The sequence below is a fragment of the Elioraea sp. genome (assembly GCF_051860475.1).
GTDB lineage: Bacteria > Pseudomonadota > Alphaproteobacteria > Acetobacterales > Acetobacteraceae > Elioraea.
Window position 1 is genome coordinate 1 of the sequence record NZ_JBHYDW010000088.1, and the last position, 18,774, is coordinate 18,774.

At 70.8% G+C, this 18,774-nt stretch carries 20 protein-coding genes and 1 pseudogene; 7 read left to right on the top strand and 14 right to left on the bottom strand.

What is annotated here, in order from left to right; all coding sequences use genetic code 11:
* From ACTIFU_RS15120 to ACTIFU_RS15135, 4 genes are all read left to right on the top strand, one after another.
* On the top strand, nucleotides 1-415 hold a 415-nt coding region (locus ACTIFU_RS15120), incomplete at its 5' end, for a methylated-DNA--[protein]-cysteine S-methyltransferase (RefSeq protein ID WP_439579149.1).
* A 35-nt stretch (nucleotides 416-450) separates the two neighbouring features.
* Nucleotides 451-1,428: a quinone oxidoreductase family protein gene (locus ACTIFU_RS15125; RefSeq protein ID WP_439579150.1), complete on the top strand. Its 978-nt coding sequence runs from the start codon at nucleotides 451-453 to the stop codon at nucleotides 1,426-1,428.
* On the top strand, nucleotides 1,425-1,892 hold the full coding sequence (locus ACTIFU_RS15130) for a cupin domain-containing protein (protein WP_439579151.1): 468 nt from the start codon (nucleotides 1,425-1,427) through the stop codon (nucleotides 1,890-1,892). The genes ACTIFU_RS15125 and ACTIFU_RS15130 overlap by 4 nt, the downstream gene beginning before the upstream one ends.
* Before the next feature lie 14 nt (nucleotides 1,893-1,906).
* Entirely contained in the window at nucleotides 1,907-2,479 is a 573-nt protein-coding gene (locus tag ACTIFU_RS15135) for an NADPH-dependent FMN reductase (RefSeq protein ID WP_439579152.1), read from the top strand.
* A 133-nt stretch (nucleotides 2,480-2,612) separates the two neighbouring features.
* Here the strand turns inward: ACTIFU_RS15135 and ACTIFU_RS15140 are convergent, their stop codons facing one another.
* The 9 genes and pseudogenes from ACTIFU_RS15140 to ACTIFU_RS15180 all read right to left on the bottom strand — a co-directional run bounded on the left by ACTIFU_RS15140 (nucleotide 2,613) and on the right by ACTIFU_RS15180 (nucleotide 10,295).
* Nucleotides 2,613-3,332, bottom strand: a complete 720-nt coding sequence (locus tag ACTIFU_RS15140; RefSeq protein WP_439579153.1) for an ABC transporter ATP-binding protein — start codon at nucleotides 3,330-3,332, stop codon at nucleotides 2,613-2,615.
* On the bottom strand, nucleotides 3,329-4,252 hold the full coding sequence (locus tag ACTIFU_RS15145) for a branched-chain amino acid ABC transporter permease (protein ID WP_439579154.1): 924 nt from the start codon (nucleotides 4,250-4,252) through the stop codon (nucleotides 3,329-3,331). The genes ACTIFU_RS15140 and ACTIFU_RS15145 overlap by 4 nt, the downstream gene beginning before the upstream one ends.
* Entirely contained in the window at nucleotides 4,252-5,130 is an 879-nt protein-coding gene (locus ACTIFU_RS15150) for a branched-chain amino acid ABC transporter permease (protein ID WP_439579155.1), read from the bottom strand. The genes ACTIFU_RS15145 and ACTIFU_RS15150 overlap by 1 nt, the downstream gene beginning before the upstream one ends.
* Nucleotides 5,127-5,957, bottom strand: coding sequence for a polysaccharide deacetylase family protein (locus tag ACTIFU_RS15155; RefSeq protein WP_439579156.1), 831 nt, complete (start codon nucleotides 5,955-5,957; stop codon nucleotides 5,127-5,129). The genes ACTIFU_RS15150 and ACTIFU_RS15155 overlap by 4 nt, the downstream gene beginning before the upstream one ends.
* A gap of 4 nt (nucleotides 5,958-5,961) precedes the next feature.
* Nucleotides 5,962-7,185 (bottom strand): amino acid ABC transporter substrate-binding protein, encoded by a 1,224-nt coding sequence (locus ACTIFU_RS15160; RefSeq protein WP_439579157.1) that lies wholly within the window; start codon nucleotides 7,183-7,185, stop codon nucleotides 5,962-5,964.
* A gap of 13 nt (nucleotides 7,186-7,198) precedes the next feature.
* Nucleotides 7,199-7,915: an ABC transporter ATP-binding protein gene (locus ACTIFU_RS15165; RefSeq protein WP_439579158.1), complete on the bottom strand. Its 717-nt coding sequence runs from the start codon at nucleotides 7,913-7,915 to the stop codon at nucleotides 7,199-7,201.
* Nucleotides 7,916-8,204: 289 nt separating this feature from the next.
* Nucleotides 8,205-8,354, bottom strand: a pseudogene (locus ACTIFU_RS15170) (IS1595 family transposase); the annotation flags it as partial.
* Between the two features lie 148 nt (nucleotides 8,355-8,502).
* Nucleotides 8,503-9,903 (bottom strand): amidase, encoded by a 1,401-nt coding sequence (locus ACTIFU_RS15175; protein WP_439579159.1) that lies wholly within the window; start codon nucleotides 9,901-9,903, stop codon nucleotides 8,503-8,505.
* Entirely contained in the window at nucleotides 9,900-10,295 is a 396-nt protein-coding gene (locus tag ACTIFU_RS15180) for a hypothetical protein (RefSeq protein WP_439579160.1), read from the bottom strand. Before ACTIFU_RS15180 ends, ACTIFU_RS15175 begins: the two co-directional genes overlap by 4 nt.
* A 928-nt stretch (nucleotides 10,296-11,223) precedes the next feature.
* Here ACTIFU_RS15180 and ACTIFU_RS15185 point away from each other — a divergent pair.
* From ACTIFU_RS15185 to ACTIFU_RS15195, 3 genes are read left to right on the top strand one after another with little or no spacing between them, the layout of a single operon-like run.
* On the top strand, nucleotides 11,224-12,093 hold the full coding sequence (locus tag ACTIFU_RS15185) for an FAD binding domain-containing protein (protein ID WP_439579161.1): 870 nt from the start codon (nucleotides 11,224-11,226) through the stop codon (nucleotides 12,091-12,093).
* Nucleotides 12,094-12,097: 4 nt separating this feature from the next.
* Nucleotides 12,098-12,580, top strand: a complete 483-nt coding sequence (locus tag ACTIFU_RS15190; protein ID WP_439579162.1) for a (2Fe-2S)-binding protein — start codon at nucleotides 12,098-12,100, stop codon at nucleotides 12,578-12,580.
* The gene (locus ACTIFU_RS15195) at nucleotides 12,577-14,829 is read left to right on the top strand and encodes a xanthine dehydrogenase family protein molybdopterin-binding subunit (protein ID WP_439579163.1); all 2,253 of its coding nucleotides are present in this window, start codon (nucleotides 12,577-12,579) and stop codon (nucleotides 14,827-14,829) included. Before ACTIFU_RS15190 ends, ACTIFU_RS15195 begins: the two co-directional genes overlap by 4 nt.
* Nucleotides 14,830-15,122: 293 nt before the next feature.
* Here the strand turns inward: ACTIFU_RS15195 and recR are convergent, their stop codons facing one another.
* The 5 genes from recR to argF all read right to left on the bottom strand — a co-directional run.
* A complete protein-coding gene (gene recR / locus ACTIFU_RS15200; RefSeq protein WP_439579164.1) occupies nucleotides 15,123-15,713 on the bottom strand; it encodes a recombination mediator RecR in 591 nt (196 codons plus the stop codon).
* Between the two features lie 62 nt (nucleotides 15,714-15,775).
* The gene (locus ACTIFU_RS15205; protein ID WP_439579165.1) at nucleotides 15,776-16,168 is read right to left on the bottom strand and encodes a RidA family protein; all 393 of its coding nucleotides are present in this window, start codon (nucleotides 16,166-16,168) and stop codon (nucleotides 15,776-15,778) included.
* Nucleotides 16,169-16,182: 14 nt separating this feature from the next.
* Nucleotides 16,183-16,854, bottom strand: coding sequence for a hypothetical protein (locus ACTIFU_RS15210; RefSeq protein ID WP_439579166.1), 672 nt, complete (start codon nucleotides 16,852-16,854; stop codon nucleotides 16,183-16,185).
* Between the two features lie 16 nt (nucleotides 16,855-16,870).
* A complete protein-coding gene (locus ACTIFU_RS15215; protein ID WP_439579167.1) occupies nucleotides 16,871-17,827 on the bottom strand; it encodes an Hsp33 family molecular chaperone HslO in 957 nt (318 codons plus the stop codon).
* Nucleotides 17,824-18,774: ornithine carbamoyltransferase (gene argF / locus ACTIFU_RS15220; protein ID WP_439579168.1), on the bottom strand; the 951-nt coding region annotated here is incomplete at its 5' end. The genes argF and ACTIFU_RS15215, both read right to left, overlap by 4 nt.

An 18,774-nucleotide genomic window follows, 5' to 3' on the forward strand; every position in this document is an offset into this window, starting at 1 on the left:
CGACCTCACCCTGTCCGAACAGGACGGGGCGATCGTCGCGCTCGACTGGGGCCGCGGCCGCGACCAATCCCCCACCCCCCTCCTCACCCGCGCCGCCGCCGCCCTCCATGCCTATTTCGACGGCGCGCCCGACCCCTTCGCCGACCTGCCGCTGAACCCCGCCGGCACAACCTTCCAGCGCCGCGTCTGGGCCGCCATGCAGGCCATTCCGCGCGGCCGGACCCGCCGCTACGGCGACCTCGCCCGCGACCTCCACTCCTCCGCCCGCGCCGTCGGCACCGCCTGCGGCGCCAACCCGATCCCGATCATCATCCCCTGCCACCGCGTCACCGGCGCCAATGGCAGCCTCGGCGGCTACTCCGGCGGCGAGGGCCCGACCACCAAGCGCTACCTCCTCGGCCTCGAACAGGCCTGACCCACTCCCCCGTCAACCAGTCAAGGACGCGCCCGATGCACCACGCGATCCGCATCCACGAGCACGGCGGCCCCGAAGTCATGAAGTGGGAACAGGTCCCGACCCCCTCCCCCGGCGCGGGCGAGGCGCTGGTCCGCCACGCCGCCGTCGGCCTCAACTACATCGACGTCTATTTCCGCACCGGGCTCTACAAGCCGCCCTCGCTCCCCTGCGTCATCGGCATGGAGGGCGCCGGCACGGTCGAGGCCGTGGGCGAGGGCGTCACCGTCGTCGCCCCGGGTGACCGCGTCGCCTACGCCACCGCCCCGATCGGCGCCTACGCCGAGGCCCGCACCATCAAGGCCGACCGCCTGGTGAAGCTGCCCGACGACATCTCCTTCGAGGTCGCCGCGGCCATGATGCTCCAGGGCATGACCGTCGAGTACCTGCTCCGCCGCACCTTCCCGGTGAAATCCGGCCAGACCATCCTTGTCCACGCCGCCGCCGGCGGGGTCGGGCTGATCATGTGCCAGTGGGCCAAGCATCTTGGCGCCACCGTGATCGGCACAGTCGGGTCGGACGAGAAGGCCGCGCTCGCCCGCGCGCATGGCTGCGACCACCCGATCGTCTACACCAAGGAGGACTTCCAGGCCCGCGTGAAGGAGATCACCGGCGGCAAGATGCTGCCCGTGGTGTACGATAGCGTCGGCCGCGAGACCTTCATGAAGTCGCTCGACTGCCTTGCCCCGCTCGGCATGATGGTGGTGTTCGGCAACGCCTCCGGTGCGGTGCCGCCCTTCGATGTCGGCCTGCTCGCCGCCAAGGGCTCGCTGTTCCTCACGCGCCCGACGCTGGCCACCTACACCGCCAAGCGCGACGATCTCGTCGCTTCCGCCAACGCCCTGTTCGAGGTCGTGCGCAAGGGCGCGGTGACGATCGAGGTGAACCAGCGCTTCCCGCTGAAGGACGCCGCCGAGGCGCACCGCGCGCTCGAGGCGCGGCGCACCACCGGCTCGACGGTGCTGCTGCCGTGAGCCGCGCGCTCCCGATCACCGCGATCGAGGAACGGTCCACCACCTCCTACCCCGAGCCCTTCCGCGCCGCCGTCGCCGGCCGCCACCACCGCCGGCTCGCCGACGCCTTCGGGCTCACCCAGTTCGGCGTGAACCTCGTGCGCCTGACGCCCGGCGCGATGAGCGCGCTGCGCCACGCCCACTCGGCCGAGGACGAGTTCGTGCTGGTGCTGGAAGGCACGCCCACACTGATCACCAACGACGGCGAGGAGACGCTCTCGCCCGGGCTCTGCGTCGGCTTCCCTTGCAACACCGGCAACGCCCACCACCTCGTCAATCGTTCCGAAGCGGACGTGATCTTCCTGGTCGTCGGCACCCGCGCCCCCGACCGCGACGCCGTCGACTACCCGGATGTCGATCTGAAGATCGAACCCGGACCGGACGGATCGCGCCGCTTCACGCACAAGGACGGCACACCCTACTGACCGCGGAGAACCCCATGGCCGGGCCCTACACTGTCGCCGCGATCTGCGGCTCGCTGCGACGCGCCTCCTGGAACCGCAAGCTGATGAACGCCGCGATCGCCAGCGAGCCCGCCGCGCTGAACATCACCGAGGTGCCGATCGGCGACCTGCCGCTGTTCAACGAGGACCTTGAACGCGACCCCTGGCCGGACGCCGTGCTCGCCGCCGGCGCATCCGTGCGCGCGGCCGACGCCGTGCTCGTCGTCTCGCCGGAGTACAACGCCTCGGTACCCGGGCCGCTGAAGAACGCGCTCGACTGGCTCTCGCGCAAGACCTCCGCCGGTCCCGCACCGCTGAACGGCAAGCCCGTCGCGATCATCGGCGCAACACCAGGACTGATGGGCACGGCGCGCGCCCAGGCGCAGGTGCGCCAGGCGCTTCAGAACCTCTCGCTGCCGGTGCTGCCAGGTCCGAACGTGTTCGTTACCCAGGCCGCCACGCGCTTCGACGATCAAGGCGCGCTCGCCGACGAGATGACGCGGACGGTGCTCAACACGCTGCTCGAACGTTTCGTGTCCTGGATCGAGCGGACCAGGGTGCGGGACTGACGCCCGCCCGTCCGCCCCAGGGGCTCACGCCGCCCGATGAGAAATCCGGGCCAGCACCCGGTTCCGGACTGACGGGCCCCTGGCCAGGGTTGCCCCGGGCGCTTCTTCGCCCGATCAGGTGATGCCGCCGCGCCTACACGTCCGCATCGCCGAGATAGGCCGTCACGACTTCGGGGTTGACCGCGACCTCCGCCGGCGCTCCCGCGGCGATCGCGCGGCCGGCGGCAATCACGAGGATGCGGTCGCAGGTCGCCATCACCGCGCGCATGTCGTGCTCGACCAGCCAGATCGTCATGCCACGGTCGCGGATGCGTCCGAGTGCCGCCATCATCGCGTCGGTCTCGGCGGGATTGAGGCCCGCGCAGGGCTCGTCGGCGAGCAGCAGCAGCGGCCGGGCGGCAAGCGCGCGCGCGACCTCGAGCCGACGAAGCTGCCCGACCGTCAATCCCTGCGCGGGACGGTGGGCGAGCTCGCCGATGCCGAGCATCTCGAGCGCGTCGTCGGTGACGCGATCGACGTCCCGCGGACCGGCACGGCCGAACAGGGCGCCGATGCGCACGTTCTCACGCACGGAAAGACCCGGGAACGGGCGTGCGATCTGGAACGCCCGCGCAATGCCCGCCCGGCCGATGCGTTCCGGCGTCCACCCGGTGATGCGCTCGCCCCTGAACAGCACCTCGCCGGCATCCGGCGCGAGGAAGCCGGTGACGAGCGCGAACAGCGTCGACTTGCCCGCACCGTTCGGGCCGATCAGTCCGGCGATCGCGCCGTCGGGCACCGCAAAGGTCACGTCCACGACCGCACGCAGGCCGCGGAAGCTCTTGGACAGCCCGCGCACCTCGATCGTGCTCACCGCGGCGTCCTCCGCAGCAGGCCGAGGAAGCCCTGCGGCGCGAGCAGCACCATCGCCACCACGAGGCCGCCGGTGACGAGCAGGTGATAGTTGAGCATCTCGCCCAGCAGGACCTGCGTCAGCGCCACCATCACCGCCGCGCCGAGCAGGGGTCCCAGGATCGTCCCCATGCCGCCGAGCAGCGCGTGCACGATCATGTTGAGGCTGAAGTCGATGCGGAACGCGCTGTCGGTGGTGATGTAGCCGAGCCCGAACCCGTGCGCGGCACCGAACAGCCCGACCAGGAAAGCCGAGAGCACGAGTGCCACGATCTTGTAGCGCTCGGTCGGCACCGCGAGCATGCGCGCCGTGTCCTCGTCCTCCCGGATCGCGATCAGCCCGTGGCCGAAACGTGCGTCGCGCACCCAGGCCGCTACGGCAACTGTCAGCGCGAGCAGGCCCACATTGACATAGTGGAAGAACGCTTCCGGCGCGAGCGTGGCCGGCGTGGCGTCTGGCAGCATGAGGCCGATCCCGCCGCCGATCCACTCGATCGCCGAGGCGAGCTCGCCCGTGACCTGTGCGACGCCGAGCATCGCAATCGCGAAGTAGATCCCGCGCAGGCGCAGGAGCGGCCAGGCGATGACGGCGGCAAACAACGCGGAGGCGGCCCCGCCCGCGAGCAGCAGCACGGCGAAGAGCTCCGCCCCGCCCCCGTCGAGCAGCTTGGCGACGATCAGCCCCGGCACGAAGGCGCCGATACCGACGAACACGGTATGGCCGAAGCTCCAGTAGCCGGCGAAGCCGCCGAGGATGCTCCAGGCGATCGACATCCCGCCCCAGAGGCAGAACAGCGACAGCACGCGCACCTCGAACGGCGAGGCGTATGCCGGCGCGACCGCCAGCACGGCGAGGGCTGCAACGGCAGGCAGGATGCGCATCAACGGTTGGTCGCGAAGGCGTGGCCGAGCAGGCCCTGCGGCCGCAGCAGCAGCATCAGCACCAGCACCAGGAACATCGCCGCGTTCTGGAACGACGGGCCGACATACTGGCTGGTCAGCGTCGCGATCAGCCCGAGCAGCAAGCCGCCAAGCAGCGCTCCCTGTGGACTGCCGACACCGCCGAGCACGACGACGATGAACGCATTGAGCGTCCAGCCACCCTCGGAGGAGGGCGAGAAGGGCAGCATCATGCCGATCACGGTCCCCGAGGCGCCGGCAAAGGCGGCGCCAAGCCCGAAGGTGAGTCCGTGGACGTGCCTGACGTCGATGCCCGACAGAGCGGCCCCGACCGGCTGCTGTGCGGTCGCGCGGACCGCTCGCCCGAACGCAGTGCGCTTGAGCACCAGCGCGAGCCCCGACAGCAGAATGAGGCTCGTCAGCAGCCCGGCGGCGCGCACCAGATCGACGCGGAGCGGCCCCAGCGACAGGCCCGCGAAGCTGTACGCGGTCGAGATGCTGCGCACGTCCGGCGAGAAGCCGATCTGCATCAGGTTGCGCGCCATCAGCGCCACGCCGAAGGTCACCAGGAGCGAGGCGACCAGCGAGGCGCGCTCGACCGCCGCAGCGATCAGCGTCCGCTGATAGACGTACCCGAGCACCGCCAGCGTCGTCATCACCGCCGGCAGGCCGAGCAGCGGGTCGATCCCGACCGCCTCGTGCAGGATCAGGCCGAGATACGCGCCGAGCACGACGAACACGCCGTGCGAGAGGTTCACCACGCCGAGCACGCCGAAGATCAGCGAGAAGCCGACCGCGGCGAAGGCGTAGACGCCGCCGAGCACCAGCCCGTCGAGCAGTGTCTGGGCGAGCGGGATCACGCGGTCTCGTGCGCGGCGGACCAGGCCTCGGCGACCTCCGTGCCGGTGGCGAACCAGACATTCGGAAAGGTCTGGATCCAGGCGATCATCTCGCGCAGCAGCGCGACGCGGCTCGGCCGTCCGCTCACCTGCGGGTGCATCAGCAGGTCGAACAGTCCGCCCCAGCGATAGATCTCGCGGAACTCGTCCTGCCAGATCTCCATGATGTGGCGGTTGGGGAAGATCGGCCGTGGCCCCTTGATCGAAAAAAGCGCGTAGATCGCATCGTCGAGGCTCCAGTGCCAGGGGAGCTCGATCGGTCCCTTCGACCCATCGGGCAGGATGTGCCGGTAGGGGTTGATGTCGTCCATCAGCGAGGAGTCGTAGAGGAAGCCGTGCTGCTGCAGGAGCCTGATCAGCAGCTCGCTGGTCTCGCCGGCGGGCGAGCGGTAGCCCCTCGGTACCACGCCGACCGTGCGCTTCAGCGCCTCCAGTCCCTTCTCCATCTCCTCGATCTCCTGGTCGGGGAAATCGGGGTCGATCCAGCGATGGCTGTAGGAGTGGTGCGCGACCTCGTGGCCCTCCCGCACGATCATTTCGAGCCGGCCCGTGTGGTGTTCGGCGGTCCAGCCGGGCACGAAGAACGTGCCCTTCACCCCAGCCTCCTTCAGCACCTCCAGAATCTTCGGCACCGCGACCTTGGCGCCGTAGGTGCCCTGGCTCAGCGTGCCCGGCCGCCTGGCGTTGGCCGGGTCGCGCGAGGTCCAGAGCGTCTCGGCGTCGAAGTCGAAGGTCAGCATCACCGCGACGCGCGCGCCGTTCGGCCAGTTGATGCGCATGTCGATCATCGTCTCAGCCCCGGGCCGACCATTCCGGTGCCGGCCAGATCGGTCGCGCCGTGGCCGCCCGCTCCGGGTGCAGGATCTCGAGCGCGCCCTTCTGCACCTGCGCGACCAGCGGGCCCATCAGCTGCGGGTCGCCGTCGCCATGCTCGGTGAACTTCACGCGGCCATAGAAGCAGCCGAAATCCATCGCTGCGAGGGCATCGCGCACCTTTGCCGAGTCGGGCCCGCCGGCGGTCTTCATCGCCTCGGCATAGGCGAGCACGCAGGCAGCACCGGAGGCCATGTGGTAGGCGAGGGGGCGTTGGAAGTTCCTGGTGTAGAACGTCTCGAAGCCGCGCGCGTCGCCGAAATAGGGGCAGTCATAGGCCGCGTTGGGCGCCCAGTAGGCGGCCGTGACGACCGCCTCGGCATACTTGCCGAGCGCGTCGCGGTACGCCGCTGTCTGCGGCCCGAGCGCGAAATAGGCGAGCTTCACGTTGGTGTCGCTGCTGACCATCTGGCGCGTGATCAGCAGCGAGTGCTCGTCATGGGTGTTGGCCACCAGCACGTCCGGCCGAGTCGCGCGCACCTGCGCAAGCACGGTGGAGACATCGGTGACCACGGCAGGAAGCTGCACCGGCTCCGACACTTGGTAGCCGGCGGCGTCGAGCGTCGTCTTCGCTCCCAGCGCCTGGAACCGGCTGAACGGATCATTCGTGTAGACGATCGCGAAGGTGCGCGGCTGCGGGTCGAGCCGCTTGAAGAACGCGACGACACTGTCGAACTGGCGCGTCGCCCGCGGGAACATGCCGAACACGAAGCGCCGGCCCTGGGTGAAGATCTGATCTGATCCGCCGCCCGCCTGAACCATCGGCCGCCGCGCACGCTCGGTGATCGCGCAGGTCGGCAGCACGATGTTCGAGCCGAAGGAGCCGAGGAAGAACGGCACGCCTTCGTCGACCTGGCGCTGGATCAGCGTGGTCGCGCGTGAGGGGTCCGAGGCGTCGTCGACCAGGCGCAGTTCGAGACGGTAGGTCTGTCCGCCCGCCTGCACGCCGCCCATCTCGTCGTTGATGCGCTTCACCGCCGCCTGGTAGCCGTGCAGCACGTTGAGGCCGGTTTCGGCGGCCGGGCCGGTCATCGGGATCGAGCCGCCGAGCGCGACCGTGCGCGTCTGCGCGAACGCATGGCGCACGACAGCGGGCGCGGCGAGGCTCGTGGCGAGTACTGTGCGGCGCGTGGTGCGCATCATGGCGTGCTCCTCCTCAGAGTCCAAGAAATGCCTGGCGAACATAGGGATCGTCCAGCAGCGCGGGGCCGGTCCCGGCGAGCGCGACGCGCCCCTTCTCGAGCACGTAGCCGCGCGCAGCGACCTTGAGCGACTGGCGCAGGTTCTGCTCGACCAGCAGCACAGTCATGCCGCGGGCGTTCAGGTCGCGCACCAGGTCGAACACCGCGCGCACCAGCATCGGCGCGAGCCCGAGCGAGGGCTCGTCCAGCACCATCAGCGCGGGCCGTCCGACCAGGCCGCGGGCGATCGCAAGCATCTGCTGCTCGCCGCCCGAGAGCGACCCTGCCGCCTGGTCGGCACGCTCGCGGAGCCTCGGAAATACCGCCAGAACCTCGTCGAGGGTACGCGCGAAGCCGTCCGCGGCACGCCGCGACGTGCCGGCGACCTGAAGATTCTCGAGCACCGTCATCTGCGGGAAGATCAGCCGGCCTTCGGGCACCAGCGCGATCCCGCGCTCCATCACGCGGTGCGCGGCAAGTCCGGCGATGTCCTCGCCCTTCCAGACGATGCGGCCGGCATCCGGACGCAGCACGCCTGCGAGCATGTTCACGGTCGTCGACTTGCCGGCGCCGTTTGCGCCAAGCAGCGCAACGATCTCGCCTTCCTCGATGCCGAGCGACACGTCATAGACGGCCGGGACTCCGCGATAGGCGTATCGCAGGCCATCCGCGTGCAGTGCCGGCAGCGCCAAGCAGCCCCTCCCGATCGATGCGGGATTACGCGGCCCGGCGCAACGGAGGTCAAGCCACCTCGCGGTCCGGCAGACGGGTCGCACCGGATATGTGCAGCACCCGCCCGGGGCCGCGGACACCGACCCGCGTTTCCGGCGCGGACCACGAGCGGATGGTCGAGGAGAGCCAGGAGCCGGGCGCCTCGGTCAGCCTGGTGGCACGCCCTCACGGCGTGAACCTGAACCGGATCCTCACCCGGCGCCGGCTTGCAGCTGATGGTGCCTTGACCGCGGCGGCGGCCGGCAGGGCCTTCTCCATCTCCACTGCGATCAGCCGGCGCAGCCGGGTGTAGCGCGAGGCGGCGGTGTTGCGGTGCACCCCGACCAGCTCGGCCGCCGCCGGCGCTGTCGTGCCGGCCACGAAGTGCTCGCTCAGCCGATCCCGCTGCACCCCGCTCAGCCGACTGCGACGCTCGTACCTTGTCCCATCCTGGCTCCGCGACTCGCCAGGACCGCTCCTACGGACTTGACGCGGCCCCCGAACCGCCGGCTGGCCGGCCCGCGGGACGCACCCTGCCACGGTCCCGCGCCGGAACCAGACGCAGGCGTCAGAGCGCCGGCCGCCGCGCCCGCGTGCCGGCCGCCTCCTCCACCGCCCGGCCGAGCCGCAGCACGGCCGCGTCGTCGAACGGCCGGCCGACGATCTGCAACCCCAGCGGCAGGCCGTTGGCGGCGAAGCCCGAGCAGACCACCAGCGCCGGCCCGCCCGACACGTTCGCGGGTGCCGTGAACATCGGCCGCGCCAGCCCCTCGTCGAGCTGCTGGTCGGCGAGCCTGGGCGGCGGCGAAGCGGCAGAGGCGGTCACAAGCACCTCGACCCGCTCGAACAGCGCGTTGAACTGCGCGGCGAGCGTCCTGCGCTGGCGCTGGGCCTGGAGGTAGTCGGCGGCGCGCAGCAGGGCGCCGGCCATCACCCGCACCCGGAAGGCGCGCGAGTAGAGCTCGGCCCGGGTGGTCAGGTCGTGCTCGTGTAGCGCGTAGGCCTCGCCGGTGATGATCAGGCGGGTGACCGCGTTGAAGTCCTGCAACGGCGCGGTGTCGAGCTCCACCACCGTGCAGCCGAGCTCCTTGAGCAGCCGAACCGCGTCGGCCATCTGCTCGCGCACCTCGGCCGAGGCTGGCACGTCGTGCTCGTGGAAGCGGCGGATCAGCCCGACCCGCATCCCCTTCACCGGCTTGCGGCACTCCGCAGGGTAGTCGACCCGGGGCGCGGGCACCGAGGCGCTGTCCTCGGGGTCGTGGCTGGCGATCGCGGCGAGCAGGATGGCGCAGTCCTCCGCCGTCCAGGCCATCGGCCCGGCGGTGTCGAGCGAGTGCGCGAGCGGGACGACGCCGCGGCGGCTGACCAGCCCCGCGGTCGGCTTCAGCCCGGCGATGCCGCAATAGGCGGCGGGCAGGCGGATCGAGCCGCCGGTGTCGGTGCCGAGGCTGCCGAGGCAGAGCCCGGCGGCGAGCGCCGCGCCCGAGCCGGAGGAGGAACCGCCGGTGAAGCGCTCGGTGTCCCAGGGGTTGCGCGCGGGCGGCCAGGGCAGGTCGAAGGCCGGGCCGCCGATCGCGAATTCGTGGGTCGCGAGCTTGCCCAGCATCACCACGCCGGCCTCGGCCAGCAGTTCGACCGCGGCGGCGCTGCGCTTCGGCATGTGGTTCAGCATCAGCCGGGAATGCGCGGTGGTGCGGACGCCGGCGGTCTCGTAGATGTCCTTGTAGGCGACCGGGATGCCGTGCAGGGGTCCCTTCCAGCCGCCCGAGCCGATCGCCTTCTCGGCGACGCGGGCGGCCGAGAGCGCCTCGCGCTCGGTCACGGTCAGGAACGCGTCGAGCCTGGGGTTGAGCTGCTCGATCCGCGCGAGCAGGGCGCGGACGAGGTCCACGGGCGACAGCCGCCGGGCGCGGATCGCGCCCGCCGCATCGGCGATGGTCAGGTGGTGGAGGACGTCGGCCGCTCTCATCGGCGCGCGCGGGCGGCCTTTCTGGCGGGCTTCGTCGCGCGGGCGGACTGCTTGGCGGGCTTCGCGCGCGCCGGCTTGGGTGCGGGCTTGGCGGGCTTGGCGGGCTTGGCCGCGCGCGCAGCGGGTTTCGCGGGCGCCTTGGCGCTGGGCTTCGCGGGACGGGGCTTCGCCGCGGGCGCGGGTAGCGGGGCGGCCGGAGGGTTCGCGGGCGCGACCGTGAACCAGGGCTCGTCCCAGATCGGGCGGGCGCGCGGGATGCGGCCCGTCAGGGCGACGATCTGCTGGTAGGAGACCGCGAGATCCGCCTTCTGCCCGGCATTCAGGTTCAGCCCCGCGCGGCGGACCAGGATGTCCACCTCGTCGCGCGTGACCGCCGGCGGCGAGGCCGGCATGGCTGCGGCAGCGGGCGCGGCGGCCTGACGCCCCGCCCCCGGCCTCGCTATCACGGGGGCCGAGAGCCCACCTGTAGTGCTCATCCGCGCTGCACCCCGGAAGCTCCTCTGGGGTTCTCGTATGGCGCGAAAGTGTTACCGGGCCGAGATAGGACGCGCAACCGGTTTGGCGGGGTTCCTCAGGGCGATCGCATGTGGCCGAGGACGGAGCGCGCGACGTCGTGGGACCAGCCTGAACGCTTTGGCTCGCGTCGGATGGAGATGCCGGGTCGTGCGGAGCGGCGGAGGTTGAGGGCGGGTCTGCGCAGGAAGGCGGGGTTCCCTGGCCCATGATCCTTGCGGTTTCTGGCACGGTCCTCGTCGCAGCTGGTGTCGAGCACCCGGTGCAGGCTGGTCTCGATGCGCCAGAGGGCGCGCCCGGCCTCGGCCAAGCGCGCGGGGGTAGGGTGTCGAAGGCGAGAGAAGCGGCGCGTGCGGGTGATACGCCTCCCACGTTGCCAGCCCGGCTCCGCGGTGCTGCGCCTCCCGCCCAGAATGGCGGAGGACGCCATGATCCACTAACCTTCCTCTCGGACCACTCACGCGGGACAGGTTTCAATTGCGCAGATCGCCGGCCCAGGGAACGATGCGGGCAGGGACAGGCGATCCGGCTCACACCGTGTCGATGCCGCGACCGTACAACCCGCCCCGGCCCGTCGCCCCATGATCGAGGAGGCCCCACAGTAGCTTCGCATTCGGTCGCCACCGCCGGGGTTCGCCCCCCTGACACGGACTGCCCGCGACGACGCGTGAGCCGAAGCGTGTCCCGGCGGCCGGTGCCTGGTCCGTCGCCAGGGCGCCGGCAAGGCGCTGTTTGGACACGCGACACCAGTCGACTTGTCATCCTGGCCGGCCGCAGGACCGCGATCGGCGCTTGGAGAAGTGAACGATGATGAATGCCAGGTATCTCGCGCCTCGAACGCTCGACGAGGCAGTCGGCGCCTTCGCCGCCGCAGCGGGTGCCGCCCGCATCCTCGCTGGCGGCACAGACCTTCTGGTGCAGATGCGCACGGGCGCTGTGCGGCCGGAACTGATCATCGACATCAAGAGCATCGACGAAATGACGACCGTCGTCGAAACAACTGGCGGCGGTTTCTGCGTCGGTGCTGCGGTGTCGGGGGCGGTGCTCGCCGAGCACCCGCGCTTCGGCAAGGTCTGGCCCGGCGTGCTGGACTCCGTGAGCCTGATCGGCTCCACCCAGGTGCAGGGCCGCGCCTCCCCAGGCGGCAACCTGTGCAATGCCTCGCCTGCGGCAGACAGCGTGCCGGCCATGATCGCCGCCGCCGCCAGCGTGACCGTGCAGGGACCGAACGGCCGGCGCGACATCCCGGTCGAGGCGGTGTTGGCCGGACCGGGGCGCACGACCCTGGCGCCCGGCGAGATCGTGGTCAGCTTCACCCTGCCGCCCCGGCCCAAGGGCGCGGGCGATGCCTATCTGCGGATGATCCCGCGCACCGAGATGGACATCGCGGTCGTCGGATGCGGCGTCAACCTGACCATCGAGGACGGCATTGTCACCGCCGCACGCGTCGGCCTGGGCGCCGTCGCGCCGACCGTCCTGTTGGTCGCCGATGCCGCGAAGTCGCTCATCGGATCGACGCTCGATGAGGCGGCGCTGGAGCAGGCGGCGGCAGCCTGCCGGGCGGCCTGCCGGCCGATCGACGACAAGCGCGGTACCATCGCCTATCGCACGACAGTCGCCGGCGTCCTGCTGAAGCGGACCGCCGCGATAGCCGCCGAACGCGCCCGGAGGAACTGACGGTATGGCAAAGTTGCACGTCTCTACGGTCATCAATGACGAGCCCGTGGAATTCCTCTGCGACCCGCATCAAAGCCTGATGGACGCGCTGCGTTCGACGCTGGGTCTGACCGGCACCAAGGAAGGCTGCGGCACCGGCGACTGCGGTGCGTGCTCGATCACGCTGGACGGCAGGCTCGTCTGTTCCTGCCTGACCCTGGCTGCCGAGGCCGAAGGCCGGACGATCGAGACCATCGAGGGGATGGCGCAGGGCGATCGGCTGCACCCGCTGCAACAGAAGTTCCTGGAGATGGCCGCATTGCAGTGCGGCATCTGCACGCCTGGCTTTCTGATGGCCGCCAAGGCGCTGCTGGACCGAAACCTTGACCCGAGTGAAACCGAGATACGCTTCTGGCTGGCCGGCAACCTGTGCCGTTGCACGGGCTACGACAAGATCGTCCGCGCCGTCATGGAAACCGCTGCGGAGATGAGGGGGGCTCGGCAATGAACGACGCCAGCACGGCGGAGATCGTCGGCAACAAGTGGATCGGCCGGCGCACGATCCGCCCCGACGGTGCGGACAAGGTGACGGGGCGTGCCGCCTATGCCGCTGACACCACCATGCCCGGGATGATCTGGGGCAGGGTGCTGCGCAGCCCGCATCCGCACGCCCGGATCGTGGCGATCGACACGAGCAAGGCAGAGGCGGTGCCCGGCGTGAAGGCGGTCATCACCGCGCGCGACGTTGTCCATTTCCCGGTCGAGACGCCGGTACCGCTCGGAATCCAGGACATGCGTTGGATCAGCCGCAACGTGATGGCGCGCGAGAAGGCGCTGTTCCACGGCCATCCGGTCGCCGCGGTCGCCGCGACCACCGAGGCGATCGCCGCGGAAGCCTGCGCGCTGATCGAGGTCAAGTACGAGGTGCTGCCCTGGGCGATCGAGATCGATGATGCGCTGAAGCCCGACGCTCCGATCCTGCACGAGTCGATCAGGTTCGAAGGCAAGCCCTCCAACATCGCCGGCAGGCTCGAGCACAAGCTGGGCGATGTCGAGGCCGGCTTCGCCGCGGCCGATGTCGTCATCGAGCGCAGCTTCCGCACCGAGCCGGTGCATCAGGGCTACATCGAGAGTCACGCCTGCCTGGTCAGCGTTGCCCCGGACGGCAAGTCGACGGTCTGGAGCTCCAGCCAGGGCCAGTTCATGGTGCGCGCGATGTGCGCTCACCTCGCGGGCATGCCGCAAAGCGACATCCGTGCCATCCCGGCCGAGATCGGCGGCGGCTTCGGCGGCAAGACCATCGTCTATCTCGAGCCGCTCGCGCTGTTGCTGTCGCGGAAGTCGGGAAGGCCGGTGAAGATGGTGATGTCGCGGGACGAGGTGTTCCGCGCGACCGGCCCGACATCGGGCTCGAAGAGCACCGTGAAGATCGGCGCGACCAGTGACGGGCGGATCGTCGCCGCGCAGGGCACCTTCTACCTGCAGGCCGGTGCGCTGCCGGGATCACCGATCCGCGGCGCCGCGGGCTGCGCCTTCGCCCCCTACGACATTCCGAACGTGCATTCGGTGGGCTACGACGTCGTATCCAACCGCTCCAAGGTCGCGGCCTATCGCGCGCCGGGCGCGCCGATCGGCGCCTATGCCACGGAGTGCGTGCTCGACGAGGTGGCCGAGGCGCTGAAGATGGACCCGCTCGAGTTCCGTCTGAAGAACGCCGCGCGGGAGGGCACTAAGGCTGCGCACGGCCCGGTCTTTCCGCGCATCGGCTTCGTCGAAACGATCGAAGCGGCGCGCGCGCATCCGCACGTCACGGCACCGCTCGGCAAACACCAGGGGCGAGGTGTCGCCAGCGGCTTCTGGTTCAACGCCGGCGGCGAATCGAGCGCACAGGTCAACATCACCGAGGACGGCAACGTCGTGGTCACGACCGGCCACCCGGACATCGGCGGCTCGCGCGCCTCCACCGCCAATATCGCTGCGGAGCTGCTCGGCATCGACTATCGCCGCGTCTCGGTGCTGATCGGCGACACGGCGACGATCGGCTACAGCAATCTGACCGGCGGCAGCCGAGTCACCTTCGCCTCCGCCATGGTGGTCACGCAGGCGACCGAGAAGGTCATCGCCACACTTCGCGAACGCGCGGCAGCGATCTGGAAGATCGATCCGGACGCCGTCAAATGGGAGAACGGCGAGGCGGTACCCGCCGGTCACAACGCCGGCAGGTTCCCGGCATTGACGCTCGCCGAAATCGCGGCGCGGGCGCCCGAGACGGGCGGGCCGATCGGTGCGGGCGTGCAGCTCAACACCGCTGGGGCCGAGGGCGGCTTCGCGACGCATATCTGCGACGTCGAGGTCGACCTTGATCTCGGGATCGTTCGCGTGGTGCGCTACACTGCGATCCAGGACGTCGGACGGGCGATCCATCCCGGCTATGTTGAGGGGCAGATGCAGGGCGGCGTTGCCCAGGGCATCGGCTGGGCGCTGAACGAGGAATACATGTACGACAGGCAAGGCCGCGTGGATAACGCGAGCTTCCTCGACTACCGGATGCCCGTCTGCTCCGACCTGCCAATGCTAGACACGGTCATCATCGAAGTTCCGAACCCAAAACATCCGCAGGGAGTACGCGGCGTCGGCGAGGTGCCGATCGTTCCGCCCCTCGCCGCGGTGGCGAACGCAGTCTACAGGGCTCTGGGCCGCCGGCTCTACAGCCTCCCCATGTCGCCGCCGCGCGTGCTTGCGGCGTTGGCGGTGTAGATGAGGCGGCGGCCGCGTTCGCCGAGACCGGGTAAGCGCGAAGGCGCGACCTCGCTCGGTCGGGAAGTACGATCCTGGAGGCTTGGCCGGCCTGGCCGAGTCGAGCAGCAATCGTCGTCGCGTCAGCGCTCGTTTTCGGAACGGACGGCAGCCAGGTGGGCGCGGCGATGGGTCGGCACCGGACAGCAGCCGGTCCAGAACCTCATCCGGGATCGCAGGCGGGTTGCGGCGGGGCATGCAGCGGCTCCTTCAGCTCCACCCTGCGGCCCCAAACACGAAACTCCCGATAGATCCTACGCCGGTCGGCGCGCCTTCAGCGCCGCGGCCAATGTTCCGTCGTCGAGATAGCCGAGCTCGCCGCCAACGGGCACGCCATGCGCGAGCCGCGTCACCGCCACGTTGAGCGGCCGCAACCGCTCCGCAACAAGATGCGCGGTCGCCTGGCCGTCCACCGTTGCGCCGAGCGCGAGGATCACCTCCGAGACACCACCTGCGGCGACACGCCGCAGCAGCTGCTGGATCGTCAGATCCTCCGGCCCGCGCCCGCCGATCGCCGACAGCGTGCCACCAAGCACGTGATAGAGGCCGCGATGCGCGCCCGCCCGCTCGAGCGCCCAGAGATCGCCGACCGACTCCACCACGCAGATCACCGAACGATTCCTGCGTTCGTCAGCGCACACCCCGCACGGGTCCGTACTGTCGAGATTGCCACACACGGAACACGGACGGATCGCCGCGGCGGCGGCCTCGAGCGCCGCCGCGAGCGGCTGCAGCAGCACCTCGCGCTTCTGGATCAAGGCCAGCGCCGCCCGGCGGGCGCTGCGCGGGCCGAGGCCCGGCAGTTTCCCCAGCAGCGAGATCAATCGGTCGAGCTCAGGGCCCACAGACGAAACGGAGGGGGCACAGGGCCGTTGACCCTTTCCCCCCCACCCTCCATCCCAGGACCCTAGGCACAGGCGATCGCTTCGATCTCGACCTTCAGCGCCGGCGAGGCGAGACCGGCGACAATCAGCAGCGTCGATGCCGGCGGCGTGATCGACCCGAGCGCCTTCTGGCGCGCCTCGCGCGACGCCGGGATGTACGACGCGTCGGTGAGAAACACGGTCATCTTCGCGATCGACTCAGGGCCGAGCCCCTGCGAGCGCAGCGCCGCCAGCACATTGGCCATCGCCTGCTCGCACTGCGCGCCGATCTCCTCCGGGACCGTGCCATCCGGACGCGTGCCGACCTGTCCGGCCAGCAACACCCAGCGCGTCGCACCCGTTGCCACAGCGACATGGCTGTAGCGCCCCGCCGGATCATGCACACCAGGCGGATTGACGAACTGCAGAACGGCCATGCTTTCCTCCCTGCTCAGCCCGCCGCCGCCCGGCCGGGCGACGGCAACTCCTCGGTCTCGATCCCGCCGCCAGGCGGCGGACGCGGGGCCCCCTCTGGCGCAATGAAGCCGCGCAAGGCACGGCGCACCTGGAACTCGAACTCCACGTTCAGCCCCTGCGGATCATCCATCGCCGAGCGCAGCATCTCGTACCAGACCGCCTCGCGCGCTGCGACCGACGTGCCCTCCAGCACCGTCCGCGTCCGCGTCACCGTCGCCTCCGCCGAGCCGCGCCGCCCCTCCGCACCCTCCGCCTCCAGCCGCACGCGCAGCGTCAGTACGTAGCGCTCGGACGGCTGGGTGGAGAACAACGCGCCGATCCCCGTCTGCCGCGGCAGACGCTCCTCGATCAGACTCGCCTCCTCGATGATCGCGCGCGCGCGGCCCTGCCTTCCCCACGCCTGCACACGGTCGGTCAGCATCCGCCGCAGCGCCTCGCGCGGCTCGACCGGTGCGCGATGATCGACATGCGGCGGCGCGCGCGGCGGCACCCACGCATCCACCACCTCGACCTGAGCGACGTCGAGCTGGATCGTCGTCAGATGCGTGTAGTCGAACGGACGGATCACCGGACGCGGCTGCTCGGCCGGACCCGCGCAGCCCGCCACCACCGCGCCGAGCGCGATCAGCCACCGTCTGCCAACCATGCCGCCTCCCGCCCCGTCAGGCCGCGCCGCCATCCGCCGGCGACGCCGCCCCCACTTCACCGCGGTCGAAGCGGAAGTCAACGTTGCAGAACTCGCAGGTGACGGTGATGGTGCCGTCCTCGGCCATGTGGTCGAGGTCGTCGGCGCCGAACCCGGCCAGCACCCGCTCGATCCGATCGCGCGAGCAGCGGCAGCCGAACGAGACGGGCTTCGCTGTCTGCACCCGCGGATCCAGCTCGTGGAACAGCCGCCACAGCAGCCGCTCGGCCGACAGCACCTCGTCGAGCAGCTCCGCAGCGGTGGCGCTGCCGGCGAGCATCACCGCGGTGCGCCAGGCCTCGTCGTCGTCCTCCGGCGCGCGGCGACGCTCGCCGCCCGCGAAGGCGATGCGCTCCAGCAGCAGCGCACTCGCGCGCCAGCCCGCCTGCGTACGCGAGGCGACCAGCTTCACCGCCGCCTCCACCTGCTGGCTGGTGCGGAACCAGGTGTGCGCGAGGTCCGACAGGCTCGATCCCTCGAGCGGCACGATGCCCTGGTAGCGGTCCATCTCCGGCCCCTGGTCGACCGTGAAGGCGAGATGCCCGGCGCCGAGCAGCCGCGCCGCCGAGGGCGCATCGTCGAGCCGCGCCAGCGCCTCGGCATCCACGCGCGCATAGCCGCGCAAGGCACCCTGCCCGGTGCAGTCGGCGAGCAGCATGCCCACCGGCCCGTCGCCACGCGCCTGCAACGAGAACGAGCCCTCGAACTTCAGCGCCGCCGACAGCCCCGCGGTCAGCGCCAGCGCCTCGCCGAGCAGTTGCGCGACCGCATCGGGAAGGGTGTGGCGCGTCAGCAGCGCATCCGCGAGCGAGCCGAGCCGCACGAGCTGGCCGCGCGCCGGCGCGGCCTCCAGGTAGAACGGACGGACCGCGGACGGAACGGTCAGGATCGGAACGGGGGCGCGGCCCGGCTCAGCCTCGCCCCCCGGGATCATCGTCGCGCCACCGCGGGTTCGAGGCACCAGGCGAGCACGCCGGCCTGGGCGTGCAGGCGGTTCTCGGCCTCGTCGAACACGACCGATTGCGGCCCGTCGATCACTCCGTCGGTGACCTCCTCGCCGCGATGCGCCGGCAGGCAGTGCAGGAAGATCGCATCCGGCGCATGGGCCATCAGCGCCTCGTTCACCTGGTAGGGCTTCAGCAGGTTGTGCCGGTTCGTGCCCGGCGCGTCGTTCATGCTGACCCAGGTGTCGGTGACGACCGCGTCCGCGCCGCGCACGGCCTCGACGGGGTCCTCCGTCACCTCGATCACCGCGCCCTGCTCGCGCGCCCAGGCGATGCTTTCGGCCGGTGGGCGCAGTGCCTCCGGCGTTGCGAGCCGCAGCGTGAAGCCGAACCGCGCGGCCGCGTGGATCCAGCTCCGCGCGACGTTGTTGCCGTCGCCGCACCAGGCGACCACGCGGCCGGCGATCGGCCCGCGATGCTCCTCGAAGGTCATCACGTCGGCCATGATCTGGCACGGGTGCGACTGGTCGGTCAGCCCGTTGATCACCGGCACGGTCGCCGCGTCCGCAAGCTCGTTCAGCTTCGACACACTGTCGGTGCGCAGCATGATCGCGTCCACGTAGCGCGACAGCACGCGCGCGGTGTCCGCCACCGTCTCGCCGCGGCCGAGCTGCATCTCGCGCGCGCTCAGCACCACCACGTCGCCGCCGAGGCGCTTCATCGCCACCTCGAAGCTCACGCGCGTGCGCGTGGACGGCTTCTCGAAGATCAGCGCCAGCGTGCGGCCCGCCAGCGGCCGCGCGGCGAGCGGTCCGGCGCCGGATTTGAACCCGGCGCCGAACTCGAGGATGCGTCGCAGCGTGGCGTGGTCGAGCGCCGAGACGTCGAGGAAGTGGCGCGGCGGCGCAGGCGGCGGGGCGGCCTTGCCGCGGCGTGG